Source organism: Cryobacterium cheniae (assembly GCF_004403395.1).
Lineage (GTDB): Bacteria > Actinomycetota > Actinomycetes > Actinomycetales > Microbacteriaceae > Cryobacterium > Cryobacterium cheniae.
Genome location: NZ_SOGN01000033.1, coordinates 1 through 25,235, shown reverse-complemented (window position 1 = coordinate 25,235; position 25,235 = coordinate 1). Strand labels below are relative to the sequence as shown.

Sequence of the window (25,235 nt, the reverse complement as noted above, 5' to 3'; positions counted from 1 at the left end):
CGCGCCGCGGCTAGAGTGGCGACGTGGACACAGGCGAAAGGACCCTCGAACGAGGGTCGCCAGCCGAGCTCACAGACGCAGAGTGTTAGCCTGTCAGGGTGCTGCTCGGTCGACTCCCTCTTCTCTGCCGCGACGAGTCCCCGTTCTGAGGCCGCCCTCGTCGTGGAGATTCTTGTCGGCTGCATACCCATCGTTGAGGAAGACGCACACACATGACTGATGCACCACTGCCGGAAGAACGCACGCGCACTCTGGCCGAGAAGGTCTGGGACAGACATCTCGTCGCCAAGGGCGAAAACGGCACTCCCGACCTGATCTACATCGACCTGCACCTCGTGCACGAGGTCACCAGCCCGCAGGCCTTCGACGGCCTGCGCCTGGCCGGACGCCCCGTGCGCCGCCCCGATCTGACCATCGCCACGGAAGACCACAACACTCCCACCCTGGCGATCGACAGGCCGATCGCCGACCTGACCAGCCGCACCCAGATCGAGACGCTGCGGCGCAACTGCGAGGAATTCGGGATTCGCCTGCACTCGCTCGGCGACATCGAGCAGGGCATCGTGCACGTCGTCGGACCGCAGCTGGGCCTGACCCAGCCGGGCATCACCGTCGTCTGCGGCGACTCGCACACCTCCACCCACGGCGCCTTCGGTGCCATGGCGCTCGGCATCGGCACGAGCGAGGTGGAGCACGTGATGGCCACCCAGACGCTGTCACTGAAGCCCTTCAAGACCATGGCGATCACCGTCGACGGCACCCTCCGCCCCGGTGTGACGGCCAAGGACATCATCCTCGCCGTGATCGCGAAGATCGGCACCGGCGGCGGTCAGGGCTACGTGCTCGAATATCGTGGCAGCGCCATTCGCGCCCTCTCCATGGAGGGCCGCATGACGATCTGCAACATGTCGATCGAAGCCGGCGCCCGTGCCGGCATGGTGGCCCCGGATGCGATCACCTACGACTATCTCCGGGGTCGCGCGCACGCCCCGGAAGGCCAGGACTGGTTCGACGCGGTCGCCTACTGGGACACCCTCGCCACCGACGACGGCGCCGTGTTCGACGCCGAAGTCTTCCTCGATGCGGACACCCTGGAACCCTTCGTCACCTGGGGCACCAACCCCGGGCAGGGCGTGTCCCTCAGCGGGGACGTGCCGAACCCGGCCGGAATCGTCGACGCCAACGAGCGCTCCGCCGCCGAACGCGCGCTCGAGTACATGGACCTCGCGGCCGGCACCCCGATGAAGGACATCCGGGTGGACACCGTCTTCCTCGGCTCCTGCACCAACAGCCGGGTCGAAGACCTGCGCGCCGCCGCCGAGATCATCCGGGGCCGCACACTGGCCCCCGGTGTGCGGATGCTCGTGGTACCCGGTTCCGCGCGGGTGCGCATCGAGGCGGAGGCTGAAGGCCTCGACAGGATTTTCACCGACTTCGGCGCCGAGTGGCGCTTCGCCGGCTGTTCCATGTGCCTCGGCATGAACCCCGACCAGCTGGCCCCGGGCGAGCGGTGCGCCTCCACCAGCAACCGCAATTTCGAGGGCCGTCAGGGCAAGGGCGGGCGCACCCACCTCGTCTCCCCGTTGGTGGCGGCGGCGACCGCGATCCGCGGTACGCTGTCCAGCCCGTGGGATCTGGCCCAGGATGGAGAGAAGAAGTAATGGAAAAGTTCACGACCGTCACGGGCGTCGCGCTTCCGCTTCGCCGCTCCAACGTCGACACCGACCAGATCATCCCCGCCGTCTACCTCAAACGCGTCACCAAGACCGGCTTCGAAGACGCCCTCTTCGCCCGGTGGCGAGCCGACCCCGACTTCGTTCTCAACGACCCGGTGTACGCGGGTGCCCGCGTGCTCGTGGCCGGCGCCGACTTCGGCACCGGCTCCTCGCGGGAGCACGCCGTCTGGGCGCTGCGCGACTACGGTTTCGACGTGGTGCTCAGCCCCCGCTTCGGCGACATCTTCCGCGGCAATTCCGGCAAGCAGGGTCTGCTCGCCGGCCAGATCTCCGAGGCCGATGCCCAGCGTCTGTGGGACATCATCGAGGCCGACCCCGGAGTCGAACTGACCGTCGACCTCGTGTCGAGGACCGCTCGGGTGGGCGCCCTGACCGTTCCGTTCGAGATCGACGACTACACCCGGTGGCGACTCCTCGAGGGCCTCGACGACATCGGCCTCACCCTCCGCGACGAATCGCGAATCGCAGAATTCGAATCCCAGCGGGAGCCCTGGCGGCCCCGCACTCTCCCCGCAAGGCAGGTAAGTTTGTGAGCACAATCAGCGAAATCACCCAGAACCGTGAAGACGACCAGAACCGGTCGGACGCGCAGAATCGCGAGAACTCCCAGAACTGGGGTGCGGCCGTCGGGCTGCAGGGCGATCGGATCACCATCCGCGGCGGAATCCCCCTGGTCGGCCGGATCGAGCTGAAGGGTGCCAAGAACCTGGTCACCAAGGCCATGGTCGCGGCGCTGCTGGGCGAGAGCCCCAGCACGCTCAAGAACGTGCCGAACATCAGCGATGTGCGCATCGTGCGCCAGCTGCTCGAGGTGCACGGCGTCAAGGTCACCGACGGCGCCGAGCCCGGCGAACTGCTGCTCGACCCGGTCGACGTCGAGAGCGCGCACTTCGCGGCGATCGATGCTCACGCCGGTTCCTCGCGCATCCCGATCCTGTTCTGCGGCCCGCTGCTGCACCGCCTCGGCGAGGCGTTCATCCCCGACCTCGGCGGCTGCCGCATCGGCGACCGCCCGATCGACTACCACCTGGACGTGCTGCGCAAGTTCGGCGCCGTCGTCGAGAAGCAGCCCAACGGCATCCGGATGTCCGCGCCCAACGGGCTCAAGGGAACCAAGGTGTCCCTGCCCTACCCGAGCGTCGGCGCGACCGAACAGGTGCTCCTCACCGCCGTACGCGCGGAGGGCATCACCGAGCTCAAGGGCGCGGCGATCGAGCCCGAGATCATGGATCTCATCAACATCCTGCAGAAGATGGGCGCCGTCATCACGGTGGACACCGACCGGGTGATCCGGATCGAGGGCGTCGAACGCCTCGAGGGCTACAACCACCGCGCCCTGTTCGACCGGAACGAGGCTGCCAGCTGGGCAGCCGCGGCCCTGGCCACCGACGGTGACATCTTCGTCGGCGGCGCGCGCCAGCCCGAGATGCTGACGTTCCTGAACGTGTTCCGTAAGGTCGGCGGGGCGTTCGACATCGAAGACGACGGCATCCGTTTCTATCATCCGGGCGGCGACCTCAAGCCCGTCATCATCGAGACGGATGTCCACCCCGGCTTCATGACGGACTGGCAGCAGCCGCTCGTGATCGCACTGACCCACGCGCACGGCGTGTCGATCGTGCACGAAACCGTCTACGAACAGCGCTTCGGCTTCGTCGATGCTCTCGTCGAGATGGGCGCCACCATCCAGATCCATCGGGAATGCCTCGGCGGGCACCCGTGCCGGTTCGGCCAGCGCAACTTCAACCACTCGGCCGTCATCACCGGGCCGACGAAACTGACCGGCGCCGACATCGAGGTTCCCGACCTGCGCGGCGGCTTCAGCCACCTGATCGCCGCCCTGACCGCGGAGGGAACCTCCACGGTCAGCAACGTCGGAATCATCAGCCGCGGTTACGAGAACTTCATCACCAAGCTTCAACTGTTGGGGGCTGACTTCGATCTCGAAGGATAATGGGGCCGTGCCAGCATCAGATCACGCGCCCGTGCCCGATCCAACGCCCCAGGCCAATATCTCCCGTGAAGCGGTGAACCCGGGCAGGGGACGTTCGGAAAAGAACAGCCCGTCGGTTTTCTGGGTGCTGGCGTTGCTGATCCTTCCGGTGATCAATCTCGCCGTCCGGTTCAAGGTCACCGACGCCGAGAAGTTCCCCCGGGCGGGGGCGTTCGTGATGGCTCCCAACCACTTCAGCGAGATCGACCCCGTTCTGATGGGGGTGCTGAGCTGGAAGCTGGGGCGCGCGCCCCGGTTCATGGCGAAGGCATCCGTCTTCACGATTCCGGTGATCGGGTGGCTGCTGCGAAAATCGGGGCAGATCCCGGTGCTGCGCGGCGGCAGCGTGCGCGGCAGCGAGCCCGTGAAGGCGGCCGAGCGCCTGGTCGAACGCGGCCAGATGGTCGTCGTCTACCCCGAGGGGTCGCTGACCCGGGACCCCGGGCTCTGGCCGATGCGCGGCAAGACCGGCGCCGTGCGGATCGCCCTCGAGCGGGGCATTCCGATCGTGCCGGTGGCCCACTGGGGAGCGCAGGAGATCATGCCGCGCTACTCGAAGAGGTTGAGCCTGTTCCCGCGGAAGACCGTGCTGGTCAAGATCGGGGAACCGCTCGACCTGGACCGGTTCCGGGGCCGCAGCCTCGACGCGGCGACGCTCAACGAGGCCACCACTCTCGTCATGGCCGCCATCACCCGGCTGCTCGAAGACCTGCGGGATGAGACGGCGCCGCGCGAGCGCTGGAACCCGGCCGAGCACGATCAGAAAGAGACCGGCCGTTTTGAAGCCTAAGATCCAGCCCGGCAAGCGCGTCGCCGTTCTCGGTGCCGGAAGCTGGGGCACAACGTTCGCCAAAATCCTGAGCGACGGCGGAGCGGACGTCGTGCTCTGGGCCCGGCGCCCCGAGCTCGCCCGGGAGATCAGCGAGGCCAGGCGCAACAGCGACTACCTGCCCGGCATCAACCTTCCGATCGGTCTCCGCGCCACATCCAGGCTCGACCTGGCCCTCGCCGGCGCCGAGCAGGTGTTCGTGTCGGTGCCCAGCCAGTCACTGCGCGAGAACCTGATCCTGGCCGAGCCGTTCCTGGCTCCCGGGGCGATCGTGGTGTCACTGATGAAGGGCGTCGAGCGCGGGTCCGGCCTGCGGATGAGCCAGATCATCGCCGAGATCCTGCCGATCGACCCCAACCTCATCGCGGTGATCTCCGGGCCCAACCTGGCGCTTGAAATCGCCAAGGAGCAACCGACGGCCGCCGTGGTCTCCTCGAACAGCCTCGAGACCGCGCAGGCCGTGGCCATGCTGGCCCGCAACCGCTACTTCCGCTCCTACGTCAACACGGACGTCATCGGCACCGAATTCGGCGGCGTGCTCAAGAACCTCATCGCCGTGGCCATCGGCATCGTCGACGGCGTCGGCTACGGCGAGAACACCAAGGCGTCGATCATCACCCGCGGCCTCGTGGAGATGACCGACTTCGCGGTGGCCTACGGCGCGCATCCGGAAACCCTGGCCGGTCTGGCCGGCCTGGGCGACCTGATCGCAACCTGCCAGTCGCCGCTGTCGCGCAACAACACCGCCGGGCGGCTCCTCGGCCAGGGCTACGGCATCCATGACGTCGTCAAGCAGATGCAGCAGACCACCGAGGGCCTCGCATCCGTCGGCCCCATTCTTGACCTCGCCCGCGCCAAGGGGGTGGACATGCCCATCGTCGAGCAGGTCCGCCAGGTGCTGGCCGGTACTCTGAAACCGCGGGACCTGGCCCCGCACCTGACCACGGACTCAGCCGAGCCGCAGGGTGAAAGGACGATTGATGACGAACAAGCTCACGGTGGCGCTGCTCTTTGGGGGTCGGTCAAGCGAACATTCGATCAGCTGCGCCACAGCGGGGGGCGTCCTCGCGGCGATTGACCGCGACCGCTACAACGTCATCCCGATCGGCATCACCCGGGACGGCGCCTTCGTGCTCGAAGCGGATGATCCGGCCCGGTTCGCACTGGACGCCGACGCACTGCCGGAGGTCTTCGACAACGGCACCCGCATCCGGTGGCCGGAAAGCAGCCTCAGCCGCCAGCTGACCGTCAGCGACGGCGACGGTTACCGCTCGCTCGGCAACGTCGACCTGGTCTTCCCGATCCTGCACGGCCCGTTCGGTGAGGACGGCACCGTGCAGGGGCTGCTCGAACTCGTCGGGCTGCCCTACGTGGGCTCGGGCGTGCTCGCGTCGGCACTCGGCATGGACAAGCACTTCACCAAGACCGTTTTCCAGCAGGCTGCCCTGCCGGTCGCCCCGTGGCGCACCATCACCGCCGGCGACTGGGCCGAGGCTCCCGGCATGGCGTTCGCGGCGGCCGAGGAACTCGGGCTGCCCGTGTTCGTGAAACCGGCGCGGGCCGGGTCGAGCGTGGGCGTGAGCCGGGTGTCGAACCTGGACCAGCTCGCCGAGGCGATGCGGGTGGCCCTGCTGGAGGACAGCAAGATTCTGATCGAGGCCGGCCTGCGCGGACGCGAACTCGAGATCGCGGTGCTGCAGGGGCGTCCCGGGGAGCCGACGCGCGCATCCGTCGCCGGCGAGGTGCGGGTCACCGGGCGGGACTTCTACGACTTCGCCGCGAAGTACCTCGGTGCGTCCGGCATCGACCTGGTCTGCCCGGCCGACCTCACCCCGGTGGAACTGGCCGAGATGCAGACCCTGGCCATCCGCGCCTTCGACGCGATCGACGGTGCCGGCCTGGCCCGGGTGGACTTCTTCCTCACCGGTGACGGCTGGGTGATCAACGAGATCAACACCATGCCCGGGTTCACCCCCATCTCGATGTTCCCGAGTTGCTGGCTGGCCAGCGGCTTCACCTACCCGAAGCTGATCGACGAACTGATCGAGGTGGCACTGGCGCACCGCGCCGCGCCGGCCGCGCTCCGCCTGGCGGTCTAGCCGCCCGGGAAATACTCGCCGAGCCGTGAGTTTCGCTGCTGCTTCTTGATTTTTCAGGGGCGTTACTCACGGTTCGGCGGGGTGTGGCGAGGTCGTGTGGCGGCGGCTACGCCTTTTGCACCGTGATGGTCCACTGGGCTTCACCGATGCGATCGAAGTGGGTGACCGGGTAGCCGTTCTCCGCCGCCCAGCGCGGCAGGGCATCCGTTGCCTGGGTGCAGTCGAAGTTGATGATGAGCTCATCGCCGAGGTTCAGCCGGGCGATGGCGTCCCTGGCTTCGACCAGGGGGAACGGGCAGACCTGACCGTCGGTTTCGAGTACGTGCTGTGCCATGGTGTTGTCCTTCTAGCGGTTGGCCGGGACGAGTGCTGGGGAGGTCCCGACCCTCGCCGATCCGGTGATGAAAAGGCGGGTCGCGGCGCCGGTGCCGATGATCATGAAGAGCAGCGACACCCAGCCCTGGAAGCCGAACGTTGCGGTGTTCACCATGGCGTTGCCGATGGTGCAGCCGCCCGCCAGGCTGGCGCCGACGCCCATGAGCGCGCCGCCGCCGATGCTGCGCACCGTGGTGAGGGCATCGGGAATCCGAATCCGGAACTCCCCGCTGCCCTTCGCGGCGATGAACGCCCCGATGAGGATGCCGAGCACCAGGTAGACACCCCAGTCGATGACCTCTGCGTCGCCCTGCACGAGGTAATTGACGATGGCCGAGGACGGACCGGTGATACCGAGCCCCGACTCGCGGCCCGTCGCCCAGCTGAGCGGCCAGGCGAGGATGGCGAGCGCGGCGATGATGAGTGCCGTGGTGAACGCGCCCCATTTCTTCTCGAACAGGAGATGCCGGAGGCCTGTGCTGCGGGCCGGCAAGGACGCCATCGGCAGGGGCGATCGCAGGCGCAGATGATGCCGGGCGAGCAGGCCGACGCCGGTCACGAGGATGGCCACGAGCGGCCACGGTGAGACTCCGAGGAACCCGTGGATGGTTGAGGCCGGGACGGTCACCCCGCGGAGCGCGGCGACGGGGCCGGCGAGTGCGCCGGTCTTCGACATGGCGGAGAAGAGGGCGTAGAAGATCAGGGCGAACCAGCTGCCCACCAGACCCTCGCCAGCCCGGTAGTACGTGCCCGTGGCGCATCCGCCGGCCAGCACGATGGCGAATCCGAAGATGAACGCGCCGAGGATCGTGGCCAGCCACGCGAACGGCTGGGGGTCGAGGGTGATGACACCGGCCGCGTCGAGGGCGAAGACACCCACGCTCTGCACAGCGACGACGATTAGGAAGGCGGTCAGCCAGCGCGTGCTGCCCGTGATCCAGAGGTCCCGGAACGCGCCGGTCACGCAGAACCTGCCCCGCTGCATGGTGAAGCCCAGGGCGAGGCCCAGGCCGAGTCCGGTGAGAAGCATGTCGTGTCCCCGTCCATCAGCGGCCGCACGCCTGCTGACGGCGACTCCCCGGCGACGTTACGGGTCGGCCGGCGGCCCTGCTCCCAGACGTCGCGGCATGACGAAATGAGGCGTAACACTTGACAGCACCGCGCCGAAAGTCGCCCGAACAGGCCCGCATCCTCGCCTAGCCGTGAGTTTCGCCCCCGCTTTAGGGATTTTCAGGGGCGCTTCTCACGGCTCGGCGAGGTCCGGCCGGCTAGGGGGCGGGAGGCAGGGTCTCACCATCGGTCGGCAGCAGCAGGTCCTCGGCGCCGACGCACTGACCCGTCGCGGGGATGTTGCCCACGGCCTGGGCGAGGTCCACGAGCACCGTGGACCCGCTGACTTTGTCCGAGTCGATGATCAGCTCGGTCGCCGGGTCGCGGCCGTAGGTGGTGTACCGGTAGAGCGGGGCATCCGAGTCGTCTTCGATCCAGTCGATGCCGTTCACCGTGAGACAGGGGAGCGTCGTTGGTGCTGGTACGGTCACGCCGCAGTGCAGCAGGACCGCGCTTGGGGTGCCCCACGCGCCGGTGGCCTGGGCGTTCGTCTCGCGTTCCGGCAGCTCGGCCACCGAGGTCGGCAGGCGAACGATGAGGTCGGCGCAGGTGGGATTGACAGCATCCGCGGCCGGTTCCAGCGGCACGATCGCCGTGCATCCGGTGAGGAGCACGGTGCCGGCGACGACGGTGAGCGCCAGGCCGGTGCGGAGGAAGCGGATGCGGGGAGTCATTGCATTCAGGCTACCGTTTGAAGCATGACGAATGCTGCGGGCGCGATGCTCCCCACGAGTGAAACGCTGGCCGATCTTCGCGAAGGGGAGGTTCTCGCCCGGATCTTCCCCCGGCTGCCCGGCTCCGCCGCCCAGCTCCTCGGACCCGGCGACGACGCCGCCGTGATGCGGGCCCCGGACGGGCGCTACGTGGTCACCACCGACATGATGATCCAGGGCCCGGACTTCCGGCTCGCCTGGTCGAGTCCGCACGACCTCGGCTGGAAGGCCGCCGCGACGAACCTGTCCGACGTCGCCGCCATGGGTGCCCGCCCGACCGCGCTGGTGGTGGCGATCGCCGCCCCGCCGGCGACGCCGATCTCGGTGATCGAGGGCATCGCCGACGGGTTGCGCGACTGCTGCGAGGCGCTGGCCCCCGGCTGCGGCGTCGTCGGCGGCGACCTGTCCGCCTCCGACGCCCTCACGCTGGCGGTGACGGCCTTCGGCGACCTCGAGGGGCGCGATCCCGTGTTGCGCTCCGGGGCGCGGCCAGGCGACGTTGTGGCCCTGGCCGGGCGTCTCGGTGAGGCCGCGCGGGGCCTGGACCTGCTCTTTCGGCTCGCCGTGGATGAAGACGGTGTCCCGGATGCCGCGCTGGCGGACATCCTGCGGGCGCAGCATCCCGAGGCGGTCGCGGCGCAGCTCGCCCCCGTGCCGCCCATCGACCGCGGACCGGCCGCCTCCGCGGCCGGCGCGACCGCGATGCTGGACGTGTCCGACGGACTCGCCCTCGACGCCGGGCGCCTCGCCCGGGCCAGCGGCGTGGGCATCGACTTCGCCCGGTCGGCGCTCGGCGAGAACGTCGAGCGCTCCCTTGGCGGCGGCGAGGACCACGGCCTGCTGGTCACCTTCCCGCCGGGCACCGTGCTCCCCGACGGTTTCCGTGCCCTCGGTGTGGTGACGGATGCCGCGGGCGGGGTCCTGGTGGACGGCCGCCCCCACGACCAGGTCGGCTGGGACCCCTACCGAGGCTGGGACGGCGCCGTCGCCTGAACCGCGAGCCGGCTTTCCCGACGGCCGTCGCCATCCGTCGCGGCGGCGCACCCTGGGGAAGCGGGCGCACGTTAGAGCATGCGCCGCGAGCCATAGGGTGCGCCGCGAGGAGCCGCGAGGAGCCGCGAGCGGGGCGCCTCAGGCGGTGGGAAGCACGGGGGAGGCGTACCAGACGGTCGTGTCGCCGTAGTCCTTGCGCCGGTCCGACGCGAGGCCCGCGCCCCAGACCGGTTCGGGGGAGCGTGAGCTGCGTTCCACGATGACGAGGGCGTCCGGGTCGAGGAGCGGCGCCAGGGCGGCGAGGTTGTGGCCGAGTTCGGTCTCGGCGAGGTCGTAGGGCGGGTCGATGAACACCAGGTCGAACCCGTCGCCGGTGGCCGCGAGGAACGACTGCACGGCCTGGCTGCTCACCTTGACCTTCGGGGCGTCGCGCTTGGGGGCCGCGCGCAGCACGGCCTCGGTGTTCTTACGGCACAGCTGGGCGGCGCCGAAGTTGTTCTCGACCAGGGTCACGATTCGCGCTCCGCGGCTGGCCGCCTCCAGGCCGAGCCCGCCCGACCCGGCGTACAGGTCGAGAACCCGCGCGCCACGGATGATGTCGCGCGCGTCGAGCGCGGAGAAGATCGCCTCCCGCACCCGGTCACTGGTGGGGCGGGTGCCGGTCTTGGGCACCGCCAAAGGCAGGGAACCGGCAAACCCGGCAACGATTCGCGTCATAACCCGTCGAGTTTATCGCCCGCCACCGACCGAGGTCTCGGGCGCGCCCTGCGGCGCGGCGGGCCCGAACCCGCCGCGAACCGGCCCCGCAGGTCGCACGTCCCGCTTACGATCGAAGCATGAGCGATTCGGAGGCCGCGGAGACCACCCTCGCCCCGGTGACCCTCGACAGCAAGCTGGCCAACGTGGTCGGCGGTAAGACGGCCGTCGCCCTGGGCAAGGCCTTCGGTGTGGTCACCGTGGGTGATCTGCTCAGCCATTACCCGCGCCGCTACGCCCGCCGCGGCGAGCTCTCGTCGATCAGCCTGCTCCCGCTCGACGAGAACGTGACCATCGTGGCGGAGATCCGCTCGGTCGAGGAACGCCCGATGAAGGCCCGCAAGGGGTCGATCGTCGAGGTGAAGATCTCCGACGGCCACGGCATCCTGGCCCTCACCTATTTCAACCAGTCCTGGCGGGCCCGGCAGCTCCTGCCCGGCATGCGCGGCATGTTCGCGGGCAAGGTCACCGACTACCGCGGCCACCTGCAGCTCACCCACCCCACCTACAAGCTCTTCGGTCCCGGCGCCGACGACGAACCCGAGATGCCCACGGATGCCGCGGCCGCCAAACTCTGGATCGAGCAGCCCGTCGCGATCTACCCGGCCACCAACACCGTGGCCAGCTGGCAGGTCGCGAAGACCATCGAGATCCTGCTCGACAGCGTTCTTTCCGTGCCCGACCCGATCCCACCGGAGCTGCGCGCCGAGCGGGGGCTCCTGCCGCAGGGCCGCGCCTTCGAACTCATCCACCGCCCGGAAACCGACTCGGACTGGCGCCGGGCCAGGGACACCCTGCGCTTCACGGAGGCGTTCGTGCTGCAGAGCGCTCTGGTGCAGCAGCGACTCACCGCCCGGCAGCAGCAATCCACCCCGCGCGTGCCGACGCCCGGCGGGCTGCTCGACCGGTTCGACGCCGCCCTCCCCTTCACCCTGACCGCGGACCAGCAGAGTGTGGCCGGGGAGATCTCCGCCGACATCTCCGAGACCCATCCGATGAACCGGCTCGTGCAGGGGGAGGTCGGCTCCGGCAAGACGGTCGTGGCCCTGCGCGCCATGCTCGCCGTCGCCGACACGGGCGGCCAGTCGGCCTTCCTCGCCCCCACCGAGGTTCTGGCCGCCCAACACCTGCGCTCGATCGTGCGGTCGCTCGGCCCCGAGCCGGCGAGCGAGCTGATGCCCACCCTGCTGACCGGGCAGCTTTCGGTGCCGGAGCGCCGCAAGGCGTTGCTGCGGGTGGTGTCCGGGCAGGCGAAGATCGTGATCGGCACGCACGCGCTGCTCGGCGACAAGGTCACGTTCTTCGACCTCGGGCTGGTCGTCGTCGATGAGCAGCACCGGTTCGGTGTCGACCAGCGTGAGGCATTGCGGCAGAAGGGGGCCGTGCCGCCGCACGTGCTGGTGCTCACCGCCACCCCGATCCCGCGGACCGTGGCCATGACCGTGTTCGGCGACCTCGATGTGAGCACGATCGCGGAGTTGCCGGAGGGGCGGCAGGGCATCGAGACGTTCGTCGTTCCCCTGTTCGAGAAGCCCGGCTGGGTCACCCGGGTGTGGACCCGGCTGGCGGAAGAACTCGCCCTGGGCCGCCAGGGTTTCGTGGTGTGCCCGGCCATCGCCCCGAAGCAGCTCGAGGAGGGCGCGGAGGTCGATCCCGATGCGGCCGCGCCGGCATCCGTCGAAACGGTGCTCGCCGAACTGCGCCGCAACCCGGCCCTGGCCTCCGCCCGCATCGAGCCGCTGCACGGGCGCATGAGCAGCGAGGACAAAGACCAGACCATGCGTGCGTTCGCAGCCGGTCAGATCGACGTGCTCGTGGCGACGACCGTCATCGAGGTCGGCGTCGACGTGCCCAACGCTTCCGCCATGGTGGTGCTGGATGCCGACCGGTTCGGCGTCTCGCAGCTGCACCAGCTGCGCGGCCGGGTGGGCCGCGGTGGCGTTCCGGGACTCTGCCTCCTGGTCACGTCCGCGGAGGCGGAGACCATCGCGCGCCAGCGGGTCGAGGCCGTCGCGGCCACCCTCGACGGGTTCGAGCTGGCCCAGGTCGACCTGGAGCTGCGCCGGGAGGGCGACGTACTCGGCAGCAACCAGTCCGGGGGGCGTTCCTCGCTGCGCCTGCTGCGGGTGGCGACCGACGGCGACCTGATCGGAGAGGCCCGAGCCCACGCGCAGCGCCTCAGCGAGCACGACCCGCACCTTGACACGGTCCCGGCGCTGCGGGATGCGGTGCGACGACGACTCGACGACGCGGAGCGGGCCTCGCTCACCAAGTCCTGACCGGCCAAGATCAACGCACGTTCAGGTGCCGTTCACGGTCTGGGGCTAGGGTGATCGCATGCGCAGGATCGCCGTCGTCCCCGGATCATTCGACCCTGTCACGCGGGGTCACCTCGACGTGATTGCACGGGCGGCCGGGCTCTTCGACGAATTGCACGTCCTCGTCGTGCACAACCCCGCCAAGACGGCTCTGCTGCCGATCGGACAGCGGGTCTCCCTACTGCAGCGGTCGATCCTGGACGCCGGGCTGCCGGGCAACATCGTGGTGGCCTCCTGGAACATGGGACTGCTCGTCGAATACTGCCTGGAGGTCGACGCCAGCGTGCTGATCAAGGGCATCCGGTCGCAGGTGGACGTGGCCTACGAGACCCCGATGGCGATCGTCAACCGCAACCTCGCCGCCGTGGAAACGATCTTCCTGCTCCCGGACCCCGCCAACGCGCACGTGTCCAGTTCCCTGGTGCGCCAGGTCGCCGCACTCGGCGGCGACATCTCCCCATACGTCCCGCCTGCCGTGGCGGCATTCCTGCAGAAGGCACCCGTGTGAATGCCTCGCCCATGCGCTCGGTGCCCGTTCCGGCGCTCGCCGGGAGCGCGGGCGGCCCCGTCGTCGACGCGGACGACGAGACCCTGATGGACCTGCCTTCCGTCGAGGCGGCGGCCCGAGCGATCATCCGCAATGTGGAAACCGTCATCGACGGCAAGCGGGCGGCCGTCACCACGGCCCTCACCGTGCTGCTGGCCCAGGGGCACCTCCTGATCGAGGACGTTCCCGGTGTGGGCAAGACCATGCTGGCCAAGGCTCTGGCCAAGTCCGTGCACTGCTCGGTCAGCCGCATCCAGTTCACCCCCGACCTGCTGCCCTCCGACGTGACGGGCGTGTCTGTGTTCAATCAGGTCGAACGCCGGTTCGAGTTCAGGCCGGGCGCCATCTTCGCCAATATCGTGATCGGCGACGAGATCAACCGGGCGAGCCCGAAGACCCAGTCGGCGCTGCTGGAATGCATGGAGGAACGCCAGGTCACCGTCGACGGTGCCACGTACCTGCTGCCGCCGCCCTTCACGGTGGTGGCCACCCAGAACCCGATCGAGATGGAGGGCACCTACGCGCTCCCCGAGGCCCAGCGGGACCGGTTCATGGCCCGCATCTCAATGGGGTACCCCGACACCGAATCCGAGCTGATGATGCTGGATGCCCGCGACACGGCGAGCCCGCTGGCCGGCATCGAGGCGGTCGTCTCCGCCGACCAGCTGCGCGGCATGATGACGGCCGTGCGGGGGGTGTTCGCCTCCGCGGCGGTGAAGGAGTACACGGTCAGCCTGGTGCGGGCCACCCGCGACGACCGCGACCTGAGCCTGGGCGCCAGCCCGCGCGCCACGCTGCAGCTGATCCGGGCGGCCAAGGCCCGGGCGGCGCTGCACGGCCGGGACTACGTGCTGCCCGACGACATCGATTCGCTGGCCGTCGCCGTGCTGGGGCACCGCCTCGTGGCGAGCAGCCGGGTGGTCGGCCACCATCAGGACCGCGGCCCGGTCGTCGACGACATCGTTCGCCGAATTGTGGCTGCCACCCCCGTTCCCGTCGGCGCCCCCGGGCATCCGTGACGCCATGCCTGCGAAGCAGCGGCGCGCCCGGTTCCCCCGGCTCACTGTCCGCGGCGGGATGTTCCTGGCCGCGGGTGCCGGCCTGCTGCTCCTCGCTCTGCTGAACGACCAGCGCGACCTTTTGTTCGTCGCGGGCCTGCTGCTGGCGACCCCCGTCGCCGCGGTCGGGTACGTGTTGATCCGTCCGGTACGCCTGCGCGCCACCCGGACGCTGCGGCCACACGTCGTGCCGGCCGGCGGCGAGGTCGTCGTGAGGCTCGGGTTGCGGAACCTCTCCTCCCGGCCCGTGTCGGGCCTCCGACTGCGGGACACCGTGCGCCGGCGGGACACCACCGACCTCGGACTGACCCCTCCGGCCGCAACGCCGCTGCCCGCCCTCGACGCCTACGAGGGCGGCCCGGACAACGGCGCCGACAGCGTGAGGTTCGAGTACCGGTTCACCCCTCCCCGGCGCGGCCTCTACGCAACGGGCCCGGTGCTGATCGGGCGCTCTGACCCCTTCGGCCTCGCAGCGGGCGAGTGGGCCGTCGGGGAGCCGCAGGCCCTGGTGGTGACGCCCCGGGTGACCGTCCTGGCCGGGCGTGGCCTCACCGGCGCCCAGAACGACGGCGACGTGCCGGAGCGGCTCCGGCGCCTGCACCACAACGCGGACCCGTTGATTGCGCGCGAATACCGGCCGGGTGACCCGCTGCGCCGCGTGAACTGGCCGGCCACGGCACGCCTGGGTGAGATCATGGTGCGGCAAGAGGAAGAGCAGAGCAACCCGGGCGCTCGGATCGTGTTCGACACCGCGCTGCGCGGCCGCGGTGGCGCGACGACCGGCACCGGTGGCGACACGGAGGCCGGTGGCGACGGTGGCGACGGTGCGGGCCGGCCGCGCCTCCAGCGGGCCTTCGAGGTGGCCGTCGAGCTGGTGGCGTCCGTGGGCGTGCACCTGCTGGCGGCCGGCTACCGGGTCGACCTGGTCGCGCTCGGCCCGAACCCGCTCGGCGACCCGCCCGCCGTTTTCCTGCCGCCGGGCGGAGCGGCGCTGTTGCTGGAGGGGCTGGCCGGGGTCGTTCCGGTGGACCCGAACGAGCCGGGGGAGACCGCGGAGCACGGGGTGGACCGGGCGAGGACCGCCGACGGGGCCGGCCTGACGCCCGAACCCGCGGCATCCGTCGCACCGGGTGCACCCGGGTCCGGAGCGTCCGGGACGGGCCGCACGCACCGGGCCTTCGGCGGGCTGCTGCCGACCTTCGCGGTGCTCGTCGCCGTCGACGACCGGGACCTGGTCGATCTCGCCGACCTCGTGTCCCAGAGCCGGCCGGCGGTGGCGTTCGTGCTGGACACGGTCGACACGGATGCCGTGCGCCGGCTGCGCGAGGCCGGCTGGCGGTGCATCCCCGTGCACCAGGCCCGGGACATCCCCCGGGCCTGGGAGGACTTGATCGGAGAGAGGAGGCGCGTGCATGACCCCTNTGCATGACCCCTCCTGATGCCGGCATCCGCCCCGCACGGCGCGGACCGTCCGCCCGGGCGGCCCGACTCAAGCAGGCGCAGTGGCCGCTCGCCTTCGCGCTGCTGCTGCTGCTGGTCGTGGCCAACGCCGGCCTCGGTCCGCTGCTCGAGGACACGGGCTGGTGGTGGCTGATGACGTTCGCGGCCGCCGGCGTGCTGCTCGGTTCCGCGGGGCTCCGCCGCGCCGGGCTGCCCGCCTTTTTCGGGCCCCTCGCCGGGTTCGGGGTGCTCGTGGCGATGCTGACGCTGTTCTTCGGCGCCGGAAGCGGCTGGCTCTGGCTGATCCCCACCGGGGAGACGGTCGACCGCTTCCGCGACCTGGTGTTCTCCGGGGCGGTCTCCGTCGAACAGCAGTCGACGCCGGCCGAGGCCACTGTCGGCATCCTGTTCCTGCTCTCGGCGGGCGCCGGCATGATCGCGATCCTGCTCGACACGCTCGCGGTCATTCTGCGGGTGCCCGCGCTCGCCGGACTGCCCGTGCTGGTGCCGGTGCTCGTGCCGGGGCTTGTTCTCACCGGTGCGGCGAACCTGCCGGCCCTCGTGCTCACGGCGGTCGCCTACCTCCTGCTCCTCAGGGTCGAGATCCGGATGCGCCAGGCCGGCAGCCTCCAACGGCCGCCGGTTCCGGCGCGTCCGGGCTCGGTCTCTCAGGGGTGGAAACGCGCGCCCGGCGCGCCCGGGGGCGCTGTCGTCGTGGGCAGCGTCGCGATCGTGGCCGCGATCGTGGTCAGCGTCACCGCGCCCGTGCTGCCCGGAGGCAGCGTCACCGGGACGCGCCCGGGCAGCAACCTGCTGTTCTCCAACGGTGTCAGCCCGATGATCAACCTCGGCCAGGACCTGCGCCGTCCGGACGCCGAACCGGTGTTGCACTACCGCACCACGGCGACCCGGCCGCCCTACCTGCGGCTGCTGACGCTCGAAGAATTCACCGGCCGCAACTGGGTCGCCGGCATTGCGCCGGGCAGCCGGGAGAACACCGTCGACGATATCGCCCTGCCGCCGGGGCTCTCACCCGAGATCAAAACGAGCGAGACGATCACCAGCATCGGCATCGACGACCTGGCGACCCGGTGGCTGCCGGCCCCGATGCCGGCCCGTTCGGTGACCGGCCTGCTGGGTGCGTGGTACTGGAATGAGGGCACCGGGTCCATTGCGAGTCCCGGCGACACGACCATCGGCCAGGAATACACCGTCACCGCGCTCACTCTGGAGCCGACGGCGGAGCAGTTGCGGCAGGCCGAGGGTGCCTATCCGGCGGAGATCCGGCGCAGCCTGAGACTGCCGGCCGAGACTCCGGCCCTGATCGGCGACACCGCCCGCGAGGTCACCGCAGGCACGGCGACCGCGTACGACGCCGCGCGCGCCCTGCAGGACTACCTGCGCGGCAGCGACTTCGCCTACGACACCGAGGCTCCCGTCGAGGACGGCTACGACGGCGGCGGCATCGACGTCGTGAGCACCTTCCTCGAGGTCAAGACCGGGTACTGCGTCCACTTTTCCTCGGCGATGGCCGCGATGGCCCGCTCGATCGGCATCCCGTCCCGGATCGCGATCGGCTACCAGCCCGGGTCGCTGTCCGCGTCGGGTTCCGTCGCCGGGGTCGGCCGGTACAGCGTCGACACCCACGACCTGCATGCGTGGACGGAGATCTACTTCGAGGGCGTCGGCTGGGTCCCCTTCGAGCCCACGCCCGGCCGTGGCGCCGTGCCCGCGTACACGCGAGACGATGCCGCCGCCGTGCCGCTCGGCGAATCCGGGGCGAACGCCCCGTCGAATGCGCCCCGTCCCGAGGACCTCGGCGGCCAACAGAATGCCGACGCCCAGTCCGACGCCTCCTCGCTCGCGGAGGAGCTCGGCGGCATCCTCCGCCTCGGACTGCTCCTGCTGGGGACGCTCGCGCTGCTCCTCCTGCCGGCCGCCTGGCGGGTGACCCGGCGGATGCTGCGGCGCCGGGGCATTTTGTCCGGCCGGAGCGGAGCCGCGGACGCGTGGCGGGAGATCAGCGACACGGCCGTGGACCACGGTGTCTTCGTGCGCGACACCGAGACGCCGCGCGAGCTCGCCGCCCGGCTGCGGGTACTGATCGGATCGGCGCCCGGCGCGCGGGGCGCCGGTATCGGTGCCGCGGCCGCCGCCCTCGACCGGATCCTGGTCGGGGCGGAGCAGAGCCGCTACGGACGCCCGGGCGGCGATGCGTCCCACCCGCGGGCGGCGGAACTCCTGGCCGACCTCGACATGGTGCTCCGCGGCATCCGTTCGGCGTCAGACCGGCGGGCGCGGGCGCGGGCCACGCTGCTGCCCGCTTCGCTGTGGCGGCCCGCCGAGCGACGCACGGACTCCCAGCCGCGAACGCGTAGAATCTACGCCCGTGAGTAAGTTTAAGAAGACCCCGTACAAGGTCGATGTGCGCGACCTGATCAACCGCCCGGGCACCATGCACGAACGGCACCTCGAAATCGTCGTCCCGGAAGACCTCGGCGAGAGCCTGGTCGCCGTGAAGGCCGGCTCCGGCCTGGTCGCGAATCTGCGCCTGGAAACCCTGCACGAGGGCATCCTCGTGTCGGCCCAGGTGTCCGGGATCGCCGCCGGAGAGTGCGGCAGATGCCTCATCGACGTCGAATTGCCGGTCCAAGTCGAGTTTCACGAGCTTTTCGCGTACTCTCTAGACGAAGCTTATGAAAGTGAGGTTCAAGATGACCACGTGGATCTTGAACCTCTGATCAGGGATGCGGTGGTGTTGTCACTGCCGTTCCAGCCGGTTTGCCGGCCGGATTGCCCAGGTCTCGACCCCGAGACCGGTGAACGGCTTGCCGAGGCCCCTGAGTTCGTACCCGAAGAAAAGCGCGATCCCCGGTGGGCCGCGCTCATGAAATTCCAAGCTTCCGAAAGCAGCGGCACGGATGAAGACATCCAGGCTGAAACGGATAGAGAAGAGAAGTAGTCATGGCAGTCCCGAAGCGCAAGCAATCACGCTCCAACACCCGTTCACGTCGTTCCTGCTGGAAGGCCGAGGCTCCCACCCTGGTCAAGACCATGGAAAACGGCAAAGTCGTCTACAGCCTGCCGCACCGCGCCAAGGTCGTCACCGACGCCGCCGGCACGGCGCTGTTCATGGAATACAAGGGCCGCAAGGTCGCCGACGTTTAATTCCGTCGTGCTTGAACGTCTGATGCCGCGCCGACGGATGCCGGGGGTCCCGATTGAGGGTCCCGGTCCGTTGAGTCGCGGCATCAGTGTTTTCGGCGGGCATGTTTTCGGCGGGCATGTTTTCGACGGGCATGTCTCCGACGGGCATGCTTCCGGCGGGCGCTCGTGAACGGCCTGCCCGAGGACTCGGCCCTGCTGGCGACTCTCGGTGTGCAGCTCGATCCGGCCCTGCTGGAGCTGGCTCTCACCCATCGCTCGTACGCGTACGAGCACGGCGGTGGGCCCACGAACGAGCGTCTGGAATTCCTGGGCGACTCGATTCTGGGGCAGGCCGTGACGGTCATGCTCTACCGGGAGTACCCGCAGCTCGACGAGGGTGACCTGGCCAAACGCCGGGCCAGCCTGGTGTCGAGCGTTGCCCTCGCGGGCATTGCCCGCGGCATCGGACTGGGCGCGTTCGTGCGCCTCGGTCGCGGCGAGATACTCACCAACGGGCGCGACAAGTCGTCCATCCTCGCCGACACCGTTGAGGCGCTCATCGGCGCGGTCTACCTCGACTCCGGCGGAGACACGGCGACGGCACTCGTGCTGCGCCTGATCGAGCCGCTCCTGCGCGACCCGGGGCACTTCGGTGTCTCCATGGACCCCAAGACGAGCCTGCAGGAAGCCGCGGCGCGGCTGGGCTCCGGGATTCCCGTGTACTCCATCGCCGAGAGCGGCCCCGACCACTCCAAGGTCTTCATCGCCACCGTCACGGTGGGCGTCGTCACCGCCGTCGGTGAGGGCACCAGCAAGAAGCACGCCGAAATGGCCGCCGCCCTCGACGCCTGGACGCGGCTCAGCTCTCCCTGACGCCTCCCGTGATGAAAGCCCCTTCTGATTCCGGCCGGCTGAACGGCGCGCATGCCCGAGCTGCCTGAGGTCGAGGTCGTTCGCGCCGGCGTCGAGCCGGCTGTCACCGGGGCGGTGATCGCCGGCGTCGAGGTCTTCGAGGAACGCTCGCTGCGGCGACATGACCCGGCCCTGGGGCCGTTCACCGAAATGCTGCAGGGCCACCGCGTCCTGGCTGCCGTGCGTCGAGGCAAGTTCCTCTGGCTGCCTCTGGATACCGGGCGTGCCCTGGTCGTGCACCTCGGGATGAGCGGGCAGGTGCTGTTGCGCAGCCCGGGCACGGATGCCGACCGACAGTTGCGCATCCGTCTGGCGCTCGACCACCCCGACCACGGTGAACTCTGGCTCAACTTCGTCGACCAGCGCATCTTCGGCAGCATGGCCGTCGACGCCATGCAGCCCACCCGGGACGGCCTGCCCGCCGGGTTCTCCGGACGGGCGAGCGGACCCTGGTCGGGGCTGATCCCGTCGCAGGTGGCGCACATCGCCCGGGACCCGCTCGACCCGGGGTTCTCGACCCCGCTGTTCCTGGCGGCCCTGGCTCGGAAGAAGACCGGCATCAAGCGGGCGCTGCTCGATCAGACGCTGATCAGCGGAATCGGCAACATCTACGCCGACGAGGCGCTCTTCGCCGCCCGCCTGCACTACGAGCAGCCGGCCGACTCCCTGTCTCCCGCGAAGGCGCGGGCGCTTCTGGCCGCCGTGCGCAGCATCCTGAATCGGGCCCTGGCAGAGGGCGGAACCAGCTTCGACGCGCAGTATGTGAACGTGAACGGGCAATCCGGGTACTTCGCGCACAGTCTGTCCGCTTACGGCCGGCAGGGATCGCCGTGCCCGCGCTGCGCCACGCCGCTCGTGCGGCGGCAGTTTATGAATCGCAGCTCGCACCTCTGCCCGCGCTGCCAGCGACTCCGCTGACGCTGACGCTTGCGTTCTAGTGGCCACTCGAACAAGCAAACGAAACTGGCACCCTTAATTGACCCCAATAAGTGACGAACTCTCGACTATTTGTTCGTGATCGGATATTCTCGTCACATGACGAACCTCGCGGAAGAACTCAGGCGGGCGGCCGACGCCGTGGCACTGCTGGGTTCCTCGAGCGCTGACCTGGCGGCCCTGCCCGACGTCGACGCGCTGGCCGGCCAGAAGCGAATCGCTGCGGCCCGCCGCCTCCTGGACACCTACTCCGTCTGGATGGCGGCGACCATCGCCCAGCGTTCCCGGCCGGAGCTGGGGCATGCGGGGTTGGCCGCTCAGCAGGGGTTCCTCTCACCCGAGGCCCTGATCCAGAAATGGACCGGCTCCTCCAAGGGCGACGCGTACAAGCTGGTCGCGGTCGGCACGATGATGGCCGATGCCGAGGCGGCCGAGAAGCAGGTCGAGGAGGCGCTCTCCTCGTCCGACGCGGACGCCGCCGACATCGCCGATTTCGTCGCCAAGGTGCCCTGGCAGGCCCCGATCGCCCGGGCCGTGACCGACGGAATCCTCTCGGTCGACGCGGCGGAGTCCATCCGGGCCGGGCTGGGCAAGATCGACACCGCAGTCACGGCCGAAAAGCTCGGGACTGCGCTGGAGTCGCTTCTGGCGGAAGCGTCGTCGTTGAACGCCGACGAGGTCTTCAAACGTGCCCGGCGGATGCGCGACTCCCTCGACGAGGCCGGCATCGCCGCCCGGGAGAAGCAGGCCCACGACGACCGCTACCTGAAGGTCTACCGGCTTAGCAACGGCAATGTGCGCCTGAACGGGCTGTTCGCGCCCGAAGACGGCGAGTTCGTGCTCTCCGTCTTCGACTCGATCACCGCACCCCGCCGCGGAGGCGTCCGTTTCGTCGACAAGGAGAAGGCCGCCTGGGCGAAGCGCATCCAGGACGACTCGCGCAGCACGGAGCAGATCGCCGCGGACTCGCTCGTGCAGTTGCTGAAGATCGCCGGCGAGGCCGACCCCGGCCGGGTCTTCGGCGGCCGCCGGCCCTCGGTGCGGGTGATCGTGACCGAGAAAGCGCTCACGCCTCCACGGTCTGAGTCGGCTGAGCCTGGAGCCGCCGAACCGGCTGCCCATGGGCAGATCGAAGGGAGCCCGGTCCCGATCTCGCAGGAAACCATCGACCGGCTCCTCTGCGACACCGGCACCCGCGGCATCCAGTTCGACGAAGGCGGCCAGATCATCAACGTCGGCCGCGACGAACGCCTCTTCACTGAGACACAGCGCGCCGCGATGGCGGTACGCGACGGCGGATGCCGCTGGGTCGACTGCGAGAAATCACCGGCCTGGACCGAGGCCCACCACATCAACGAATGGCTGAAAGACAACGGCTACACCGACCTCGCCGACGGAGTACTGCTCTGCCACCCGCACCATCTGCTGCTGCACAACCGGCATTGGACGATCATCCGAACCGGCACCGAGTACTGGCTGCGGCCACCGGTGGAAGTGGACCCGGAACAGAAGTTGATCGCGCTGCCCGGTAAGAGCGGGAAGCTGTAGCTCTCGGGTCTCGACCGGCTCGACCAGCGTCGCGGGAGATGGTCAGGCGGTGTCGCGGCGCCAGGCTCCCTCGTAGCCCATCGGCGCGAAACCGATGGCCTCGTTGACGGCGAGCATGTGACGGTTCTCCTCGGCGTTGAAGGTCGTCACCGACGGATGCCCGGGGTGCTCCGCCGCGAGCAGCTCCAGGTTCGCCGCCTTCAACAGCATGCCCAGCCGGCGGCCGCGATGCTCCCGCAGCACGAGGGTGTCCTCCTGGCTCACCGAGCGGAGGGACTCCGCCGGCACCTCGAGTTCGGTGAATCCCACGAGGTGGCCGCTCGGACCATGCAGCACGGCCGAGGTCAGCGCCGTGCGGGGGCCGGCCGCGGCCTTCTGCTCCTCCTGCACGATGCGCTCGGGCGTCCAGTGCTGCTCCGGCTCGGCGAGGCCGGCGCTCGGGGCATCCGTGCTCATGCGCGTGTAGAGAAGGGCCAGGTCGGGCAGCCATTCCGCTGGGGCGCGGTCGACCCACCGCACCACGGAATAGTCGGGGCCGGCCTGGGCGGCGGCGGCCTCCCGCAGCCGGCGGAGCGGAGCGGAGTCGACGGGAAGGGCCAGCCGACTGGCGCGCACGACCTGTTCGAGGCGGTAGCCGCGGTGCTGCAGAAACCGTACCTCGGGGTTGCCGAGCGGAACCGAGCCGAATCCGGTGGGGGAGGGCAGGCGCTCACCCGGCGCATCCGGTGACGGGGTGTAGACGATCTGCACGCGGCGGTCCTCGGCGCGCGCGATGGCCTCGAGCCGATCGAGGAGGGCGGATCCGATGCCGTGCCGGCGGTAGGCGGGGAGCACCTGCACGGCCAGCCAGGTGTGGTCGGCGGAATCCTCCGGGAGGGTCTCGTAGTGGCCGCGCCCGACGACGCGGCCATCAGAGCGGGCCACGAACAGTCGTCTATGCTCCCAGCTCTGGCTGCGCCAGCCGGGCAGGACCTCCTCGGCGGTCATCTCCAGGTCGGTGGTGCCGTACGCCGCGGACTCGACCGCGTTGCGCACCCGGTTGGCGGCCGCGAAGTCGGGCCAGCCGGCCGCTGTCGGGGTGGCGGGAATGGCGAGTTCGTCGACGTCGAAGCGGAAGGTCCCCATGATCGGCCAGCGTAGCGCCGCCACGGCCGCGCCGCCTGCCGAGCCCGCGCTTACCGCCGGGGGCCGCGCCTACCGGGCTGTGTCGGCGCTGTCCGGTACCGTTGACGGGGGCGGCGCGCCGGGCAGCCGCGGCCGGTGCGATCGATGACGATCGGCGACGAGCGACGAAAGGGGGCGAAACCGTGTATCTGAAAAGCCTCACGCTGAAAGGCTTCAAGTCCTTCGCCCATCCGACGACGTTCGCCTTCGAACCCGGCGTCACCTGCGTGGTCGGCCCGAACGGCTCGGGCAAGTCCAACGTTGTGGACGCGCTCGCCTGGGTGATGGGCGAGCAGGGCGCGAAGACCCTCCGCGGAGGCAAGATGGAAGACGTCATCTTCGCCGGCACGTCCACCAAAGGCCCGCTCGGCCGGGCGGCCGTGACGCTGACCATCGACAACACGGATGGTGCGCTGCCGATCGACTACACCGAGGTCACCATCTCCCGCACCCTCTTTCGCAACGGCGCGAGCGAGTACGCCATCAACGGGCGCACCTGCCGGCTTCTCGACGTGCAGGAACTGCTCAGTGACTCCGGTCTCGGCCGGGAGATGCACGTGATCGTGGGGCAGGGGCAGCTCGACGCCGTGCTGCGCGCCAGCCCCGAGGAGAGGCGCGGGTTCATCGAGGAGGCCGCCGGCATTCTCAAGCACCGTCGGCGCAAGGAGAAGACCCTTCGCAAGCTCGACGGCATGCAGGCCAACCTCACCCGGCTCAGCGACCTGGCCGGGGAGATCCGCCGGCAGCTCAAACCGCTCGGGCGCCAGGCTGACATCGCCCGGGAGGCGCAGACCATCGCCGCCGTCGCCCGTGATGCGCGGGCCCGGCTGCTCGCCGACGACGTCGTCACGCTGCGCACAGCCCTCGACGCGCACGGCCGCACCGAGAGCGAGCGGCACGCCGAACGCCTCGTGCTGACCGAGCAGCTCGAAACGAGGCAGCGCCGCCTGAGCCGGCTCGAGCAGGAGCAGGTCGGCGACGCCGTCGACGTGGCCCGGCGCACGAGCTTCGGCCTCGAATCCGTGCAGGAACGCCTGCGCGGCCTCTACACCCTCGCCAACCAGCGGCTGGCGTTGCTCGGCTCGCAGGCCGAGCCCGTCGGCGCCGGACCGAGAGTGACCACGGCCATGCTGACGGATGCCGCGGCCGAGATCGACACGTTGCGGAGCCGCATCGACGTGGCCGACTCTGCCTGGGCTGCCGCCCGCGCGGCCACCGTGGAGGCCCGCGCCCGCCTCGACGCCCTCGACGAGCAGATTGCGGCCCAGGCCGTGCTGGTCTCCCGGCACGACCTGCACCTCTCCCAGCTGGTCGGGCAGGCCGAGACCGCGGCGGGCCGGCTGGCCTCCGTGCGCGGTGAGGTGCTGCGGCAGCAGAACGCCCTCGATGCCGCCCGCGGCCGGGTCGGCACGGCAGCGGACAACCTCGCCGGGCTCACCGCCGAGGCCGCGGCCCTTGACGGGTGCGCCGTCGACGCCGGCGAGAGCCACCCCGCGGTCGCCGCGGCGACGGCCCGGGCCGCCGTCGCCCAGACGGAGGCCGAGGTCGAACGTCTGCGGGA

23 protein-coding genes are annotated in these 25,235 nt (G+C 70.0%); 18 read left to right on the top strand and 5 right to left on the bottom strand.

Features of this window, described 5'->3' with window-relative positions; genetic code table 11:
- Nucleotides 1-212: 212 nt before the first annotated feature.
- From leuC to E3T23_RS05785, 6 genes are all read left to right on the top strand, one after another.
- Entirely contained in the window at nucleotides 213-1,661 is a 1,449-nt protein-coding gene (leuC, locus tag E3T23_RS05810) for a 3-isopropylmalate dehydratase large subunit (RefSeq protein ID WP_134369441.1), read from the top strand.
- Nucleotides 1,661-2,269 (top strand): 3-isopropylmalate dehydratase small subunit, encoded by a 609-nt coding sequence (leuD, locus tag E3T23_RS05805; protein WP_134369440.1) that lies wholly within the window; start codon nucleotides 1,661-1,663, stop codon nucleotides 2,267-2,269. The genes leuC and leuD overlap by 1 nt, the downstream gene beginning before the upstream one ends.
- 98 nt (nucleotides 2,270-2,367) lie before the next feature.
- On the top strand, nucleotides 2,368-3,690 hold the full coding sequence (gene murA, locus E3T23_RS05800; RefSeq protein WP_241977652.1) for a UDP-N-acetylglucosamine 1-carboxyvinyltransferase: 1,323 nt from the start codon (nucleotides 2,368-2,370) through the stop codon (nucleotides 3,688-3,690).
- A 58-nt stretch (nucleotides 3,691-3,748) separates the two neighbouring features.
- Nucleotides 3,749-4,519, top strand: coding sequence for a lysophospholipid acyltransferase family protein (locus E3T23_RS05795; RefSeq protein ID WP_420898302.1), 771 nt, complete (start codon nucleotides 3,749-3,751; stop codon nucleotides 4,517-4,519).
- Complete coding sequence (locus E3T23_RS05790) at nucleotides 4,509-5,636, top strand: NAD(P)H-dependent glycerol-3-phosphate dehydrogenase (RefSeq protein WP_241977641.1); 1,128 nt, start codon at nucleotides 4,509-4,511, stop codon at nucleotides 5,634-5,636. The genes E3T23_RS05795 and E3T23_RS05790 overlap by 11 nt, the downstream gene beginning before the upstream one ends.
- A complete protein-coding gene (locus E3T23_RS05785) occupies nucleotides 5,539-6,657 on the top strand; it encodes a D-alanine--D-alanine ligase family protein (RefSeq protein ID WP_134369438.1) in 1,119 nt (372 codons plus the stop codon). The genes E3T23_RS05790 and E3T23_RS05785 overlap by 98 nt, the downstream gene beginning before the upstream one ends.
- Nucleotides 6,658-6,763: 106 nt before the next feature.
- Here the strand turns inward: E3T23_RS05785 and E3T23_RS05780 are convergent, their stop codons facing one another.
- The 3 genes from E3T23_RS05780 to E3T23_RS05770 form a co-directional block, all read right to left on the bottom strand.
- Nucleotides 6,764-6,991, bottom strand: a complete 228-nt coding sequence (locus tag E3T23_RS05780) for a sulfurtransferase TusA family protein (RefSeq protein WP_134369437.1) — start codon at nucleotides 6,989-6,991, stop codon at nucleotides 6,764-6,766.
- A gap of 12 nt (nucleotides 6,992-7,003) precedes the next feature.
- Entirely contained in the window at nucleotides 7,004-8,062 is a 1,059-nt protein-coding gene (locus E3T23_RS05775) for a YeeE/YedE family protein (protein ID WP_134369436.1), read from the bottom strand.
- Between the two features lie 238 nt (nucleotides 8,063-8,300).
- Nucleotides 8,301-8,816 (bottom strand): DUF3515 family protein, encoded by a 516-nt coding sequence (locus E3T23_RS05770; RefSeq protein ID WP_134369435.1) that lies wholly within the window; start codon nucleotides 8,814-8,816, stop codon nucleotides 8,301-8,303.
- 24 nt (nucleotides 8,817-8,840) lie between these two features.
- Here E3T23_RS05770 and thiL point away from each other — a divergent pair, with 24 nt between their 5' ends.
- Entirely contained in the window at nucleotides 8,841-9,848 is a 1,008-nt protein-coding gene (thiL, locus tag E3T23_RS05765; protein ID WP_241977639.1) for a thiamine-phosphate kinase, read from the top strand.
- Between the two features lie 138 nt (nucleotides 9,849-9,986).
- Here the strand turns inward: thiL and rsmD are convergent, their stop codons facing one another.
- The gene (rsmD, locus tag E3T23_RS05760; RefSeq protein WP_134369434.1) at nucleotides 9,987-10,565 is read right to left on the bottom strand and encodes a 16S rRNA (guanine(966)-N(2))-methyltransferase RsmD; all 579 of its coding nucleotides are present in this window, start codon (nucleotides 10,563-10,565) and stop codon (nucleotides 9,987-9,989) included.
- Between the two features lie 119 nt (nucleotides 10,566-10,684).
- Between rsmD and E3T23_RS05755 the strand changes: the two genes are divergently transcribed.
- From E3T23_RS05755 to E3T23_RS05710, 10 genes are all read left to right on the top strand, one after another.
- The gene (locus E3T23_RS05755; protein WP_134369433.1) at nucleotides 10,685-12,883 is read left to right on the top strand and encodes an ATP-dependent DNA helicase RecG; all 2,199 of its coding nucleotides are present in this window, start codon (nucleotides 10,685-10,687) and stop codon (nucleotides 12,881-12,883) included.
- Nucleotides 12,884-12,941: 58 nt separating this feature from the next.
- Nucleotides 12,942-13,430 carry a pantetheine-phosphate adenylyltransferase gene (gene coaD / locus E3T23_RS05750; protein ID WP_134369432.1) on the top strand — a complete coding sequence of 163 codons (489 nt, stop codon included), beginning with the start codon at nucleotides 12,942-12,944 and terminating at the stop codon, nucleotides 13,428-13,430.
- 86 nt (nucleotides 13,431-13,516) lie between these two features.
- On the top strand, nucleotides 13,517-14,488 hold the full coding sequence (locus E3T23_RS05745) for an AAA family ATPase (RefSeq protein WP_241977651.1): 972 nt from the start codon (nucleotides 13,517-13,519) through the stop codon (nucleotides 14,486-14,488).
- A gap of 4 nt (nucleotides 14,489-14,492) precedes the next feature.
- The gene (locus E3T23_RS05740; RefSeq protein WP_134369431.1) at nucleotides 14,493-15,956 is read left to right on the top strand and encodes a DUF58 domain-containing protein; all 1,464 of its coding nucleotides are present in this window, start codon (nucleotides 14,493-14,495) and stop codon (nucleotides 15,954-15,956) included.
- Complete coding sequence (locus E3T23_RS05735) at nucleotides 15,953-18,364, top strand: transglutaminase TgpA family protein (protein ID WP_134369430.1); 2,412 nt, start codon at nucleotides 15,953-15,955, stop codon at nucleotides 18,362-18,364. The genes E3T23_RS05740 and E3T23_RS05735 overlap by 4 nt, the downstream gene beginning before the upstream one ends.
- The gene (locus E3T23_RS05730) at nucleotides 18,357-18,929 is read left to right on the top strand and encodes a YceD family protein (protein ID WP_134369429.1); all 573 of its coding nucleotides are present in this window, start codon (nucleotides 18,357-18,359) and stop codon (nucleotides 18,927-18,929) included. The genes E3T23_RS05735 and E3T23_RS05730 overlap by 8 nt, the downstream gene beginning before the upstream one ends.
- 2 nt (nucleotides 18,930-18,931) lie before the next feature.
- Entirely contained in the window at nucleotides 18,932-19,135 is a 204-nt protein-coding gene (rpmF, locus tag E3T23_RS05725; protein WP_066596228.1) for a 50S ribosomal protein L32, read from the top strand.
- Between the two features lie 165 nt (nucleotides 19,136-19,300).
- Nucleotides 19,301-19,987, top strand: a complete 687-nt coding sequence (gene rnc, locus E3T23_RS05720) for a ribonuclease III (protein ID WP_134369428.1) — start codon at nucleotides 19,301-19,303, stop codon at nucleotides 19,985-19,987.
- A gap of 51 nt (nucleotides 19,988-20,038) precedes the next feature.
- A complete protein-coding gene (gene mutM / locus E3T23_RS05715) occupies nucleotides 20,039-20,944 on the top strand; it encodes a bifunctional DNA-formamidopyrimidine glycosylase/DNA-(apurinic or apyrimidinic site) lyase (RefSeq protein ID WP_134369427.1) in 906 nt (301 codons plus the stop codon).
- Between the two features lie 117 nt (nucleotides 20,945-21,061).
- On the top strand, nucleotides 21,062-22,510 hold the full coding sequence (locus E3T23_RS05710) for a DUF222 domain-containing protein (RefSeq protein WP_134369426.1): 1,449 nt from the start codon (nucleotides 21,062-21,064) through the stop codon (nucleotides 22,508-22,510).
- A gap of 42 nt (nucleotides 22,511-22,552) precedes the next feature.
- On the opposite strand, the gene E3T23_RS05705 is transcribed toward E3T23_RS05710, so the two are convergent.
- On the bottom strand, nucleotides 22,553-23,635 hold the full coding sequence (locus tag E3T23_RS05705; RefSeq protein ID WP_134369425.1) for a GNAT family N-acetyltransferase: 1,083 nt from the start codon (nucleotides 23,633-23,635) through the stop codon (nucleotides 22,553-22,555).
- Nucleotides 23,636-23,817: 182 nt separating this feature from the next.
- Here E3T23_RS05705 and E3T23_RS05700 point away from each other — a divergent pair.
- The coding region (locus E3T23_RS05700; protein WP_166806218.1) for a chromosome segregation SMC family protein at nucleotides 23,818-25,235 on the top strand (1,418 nt) is incomplete at its 3' end.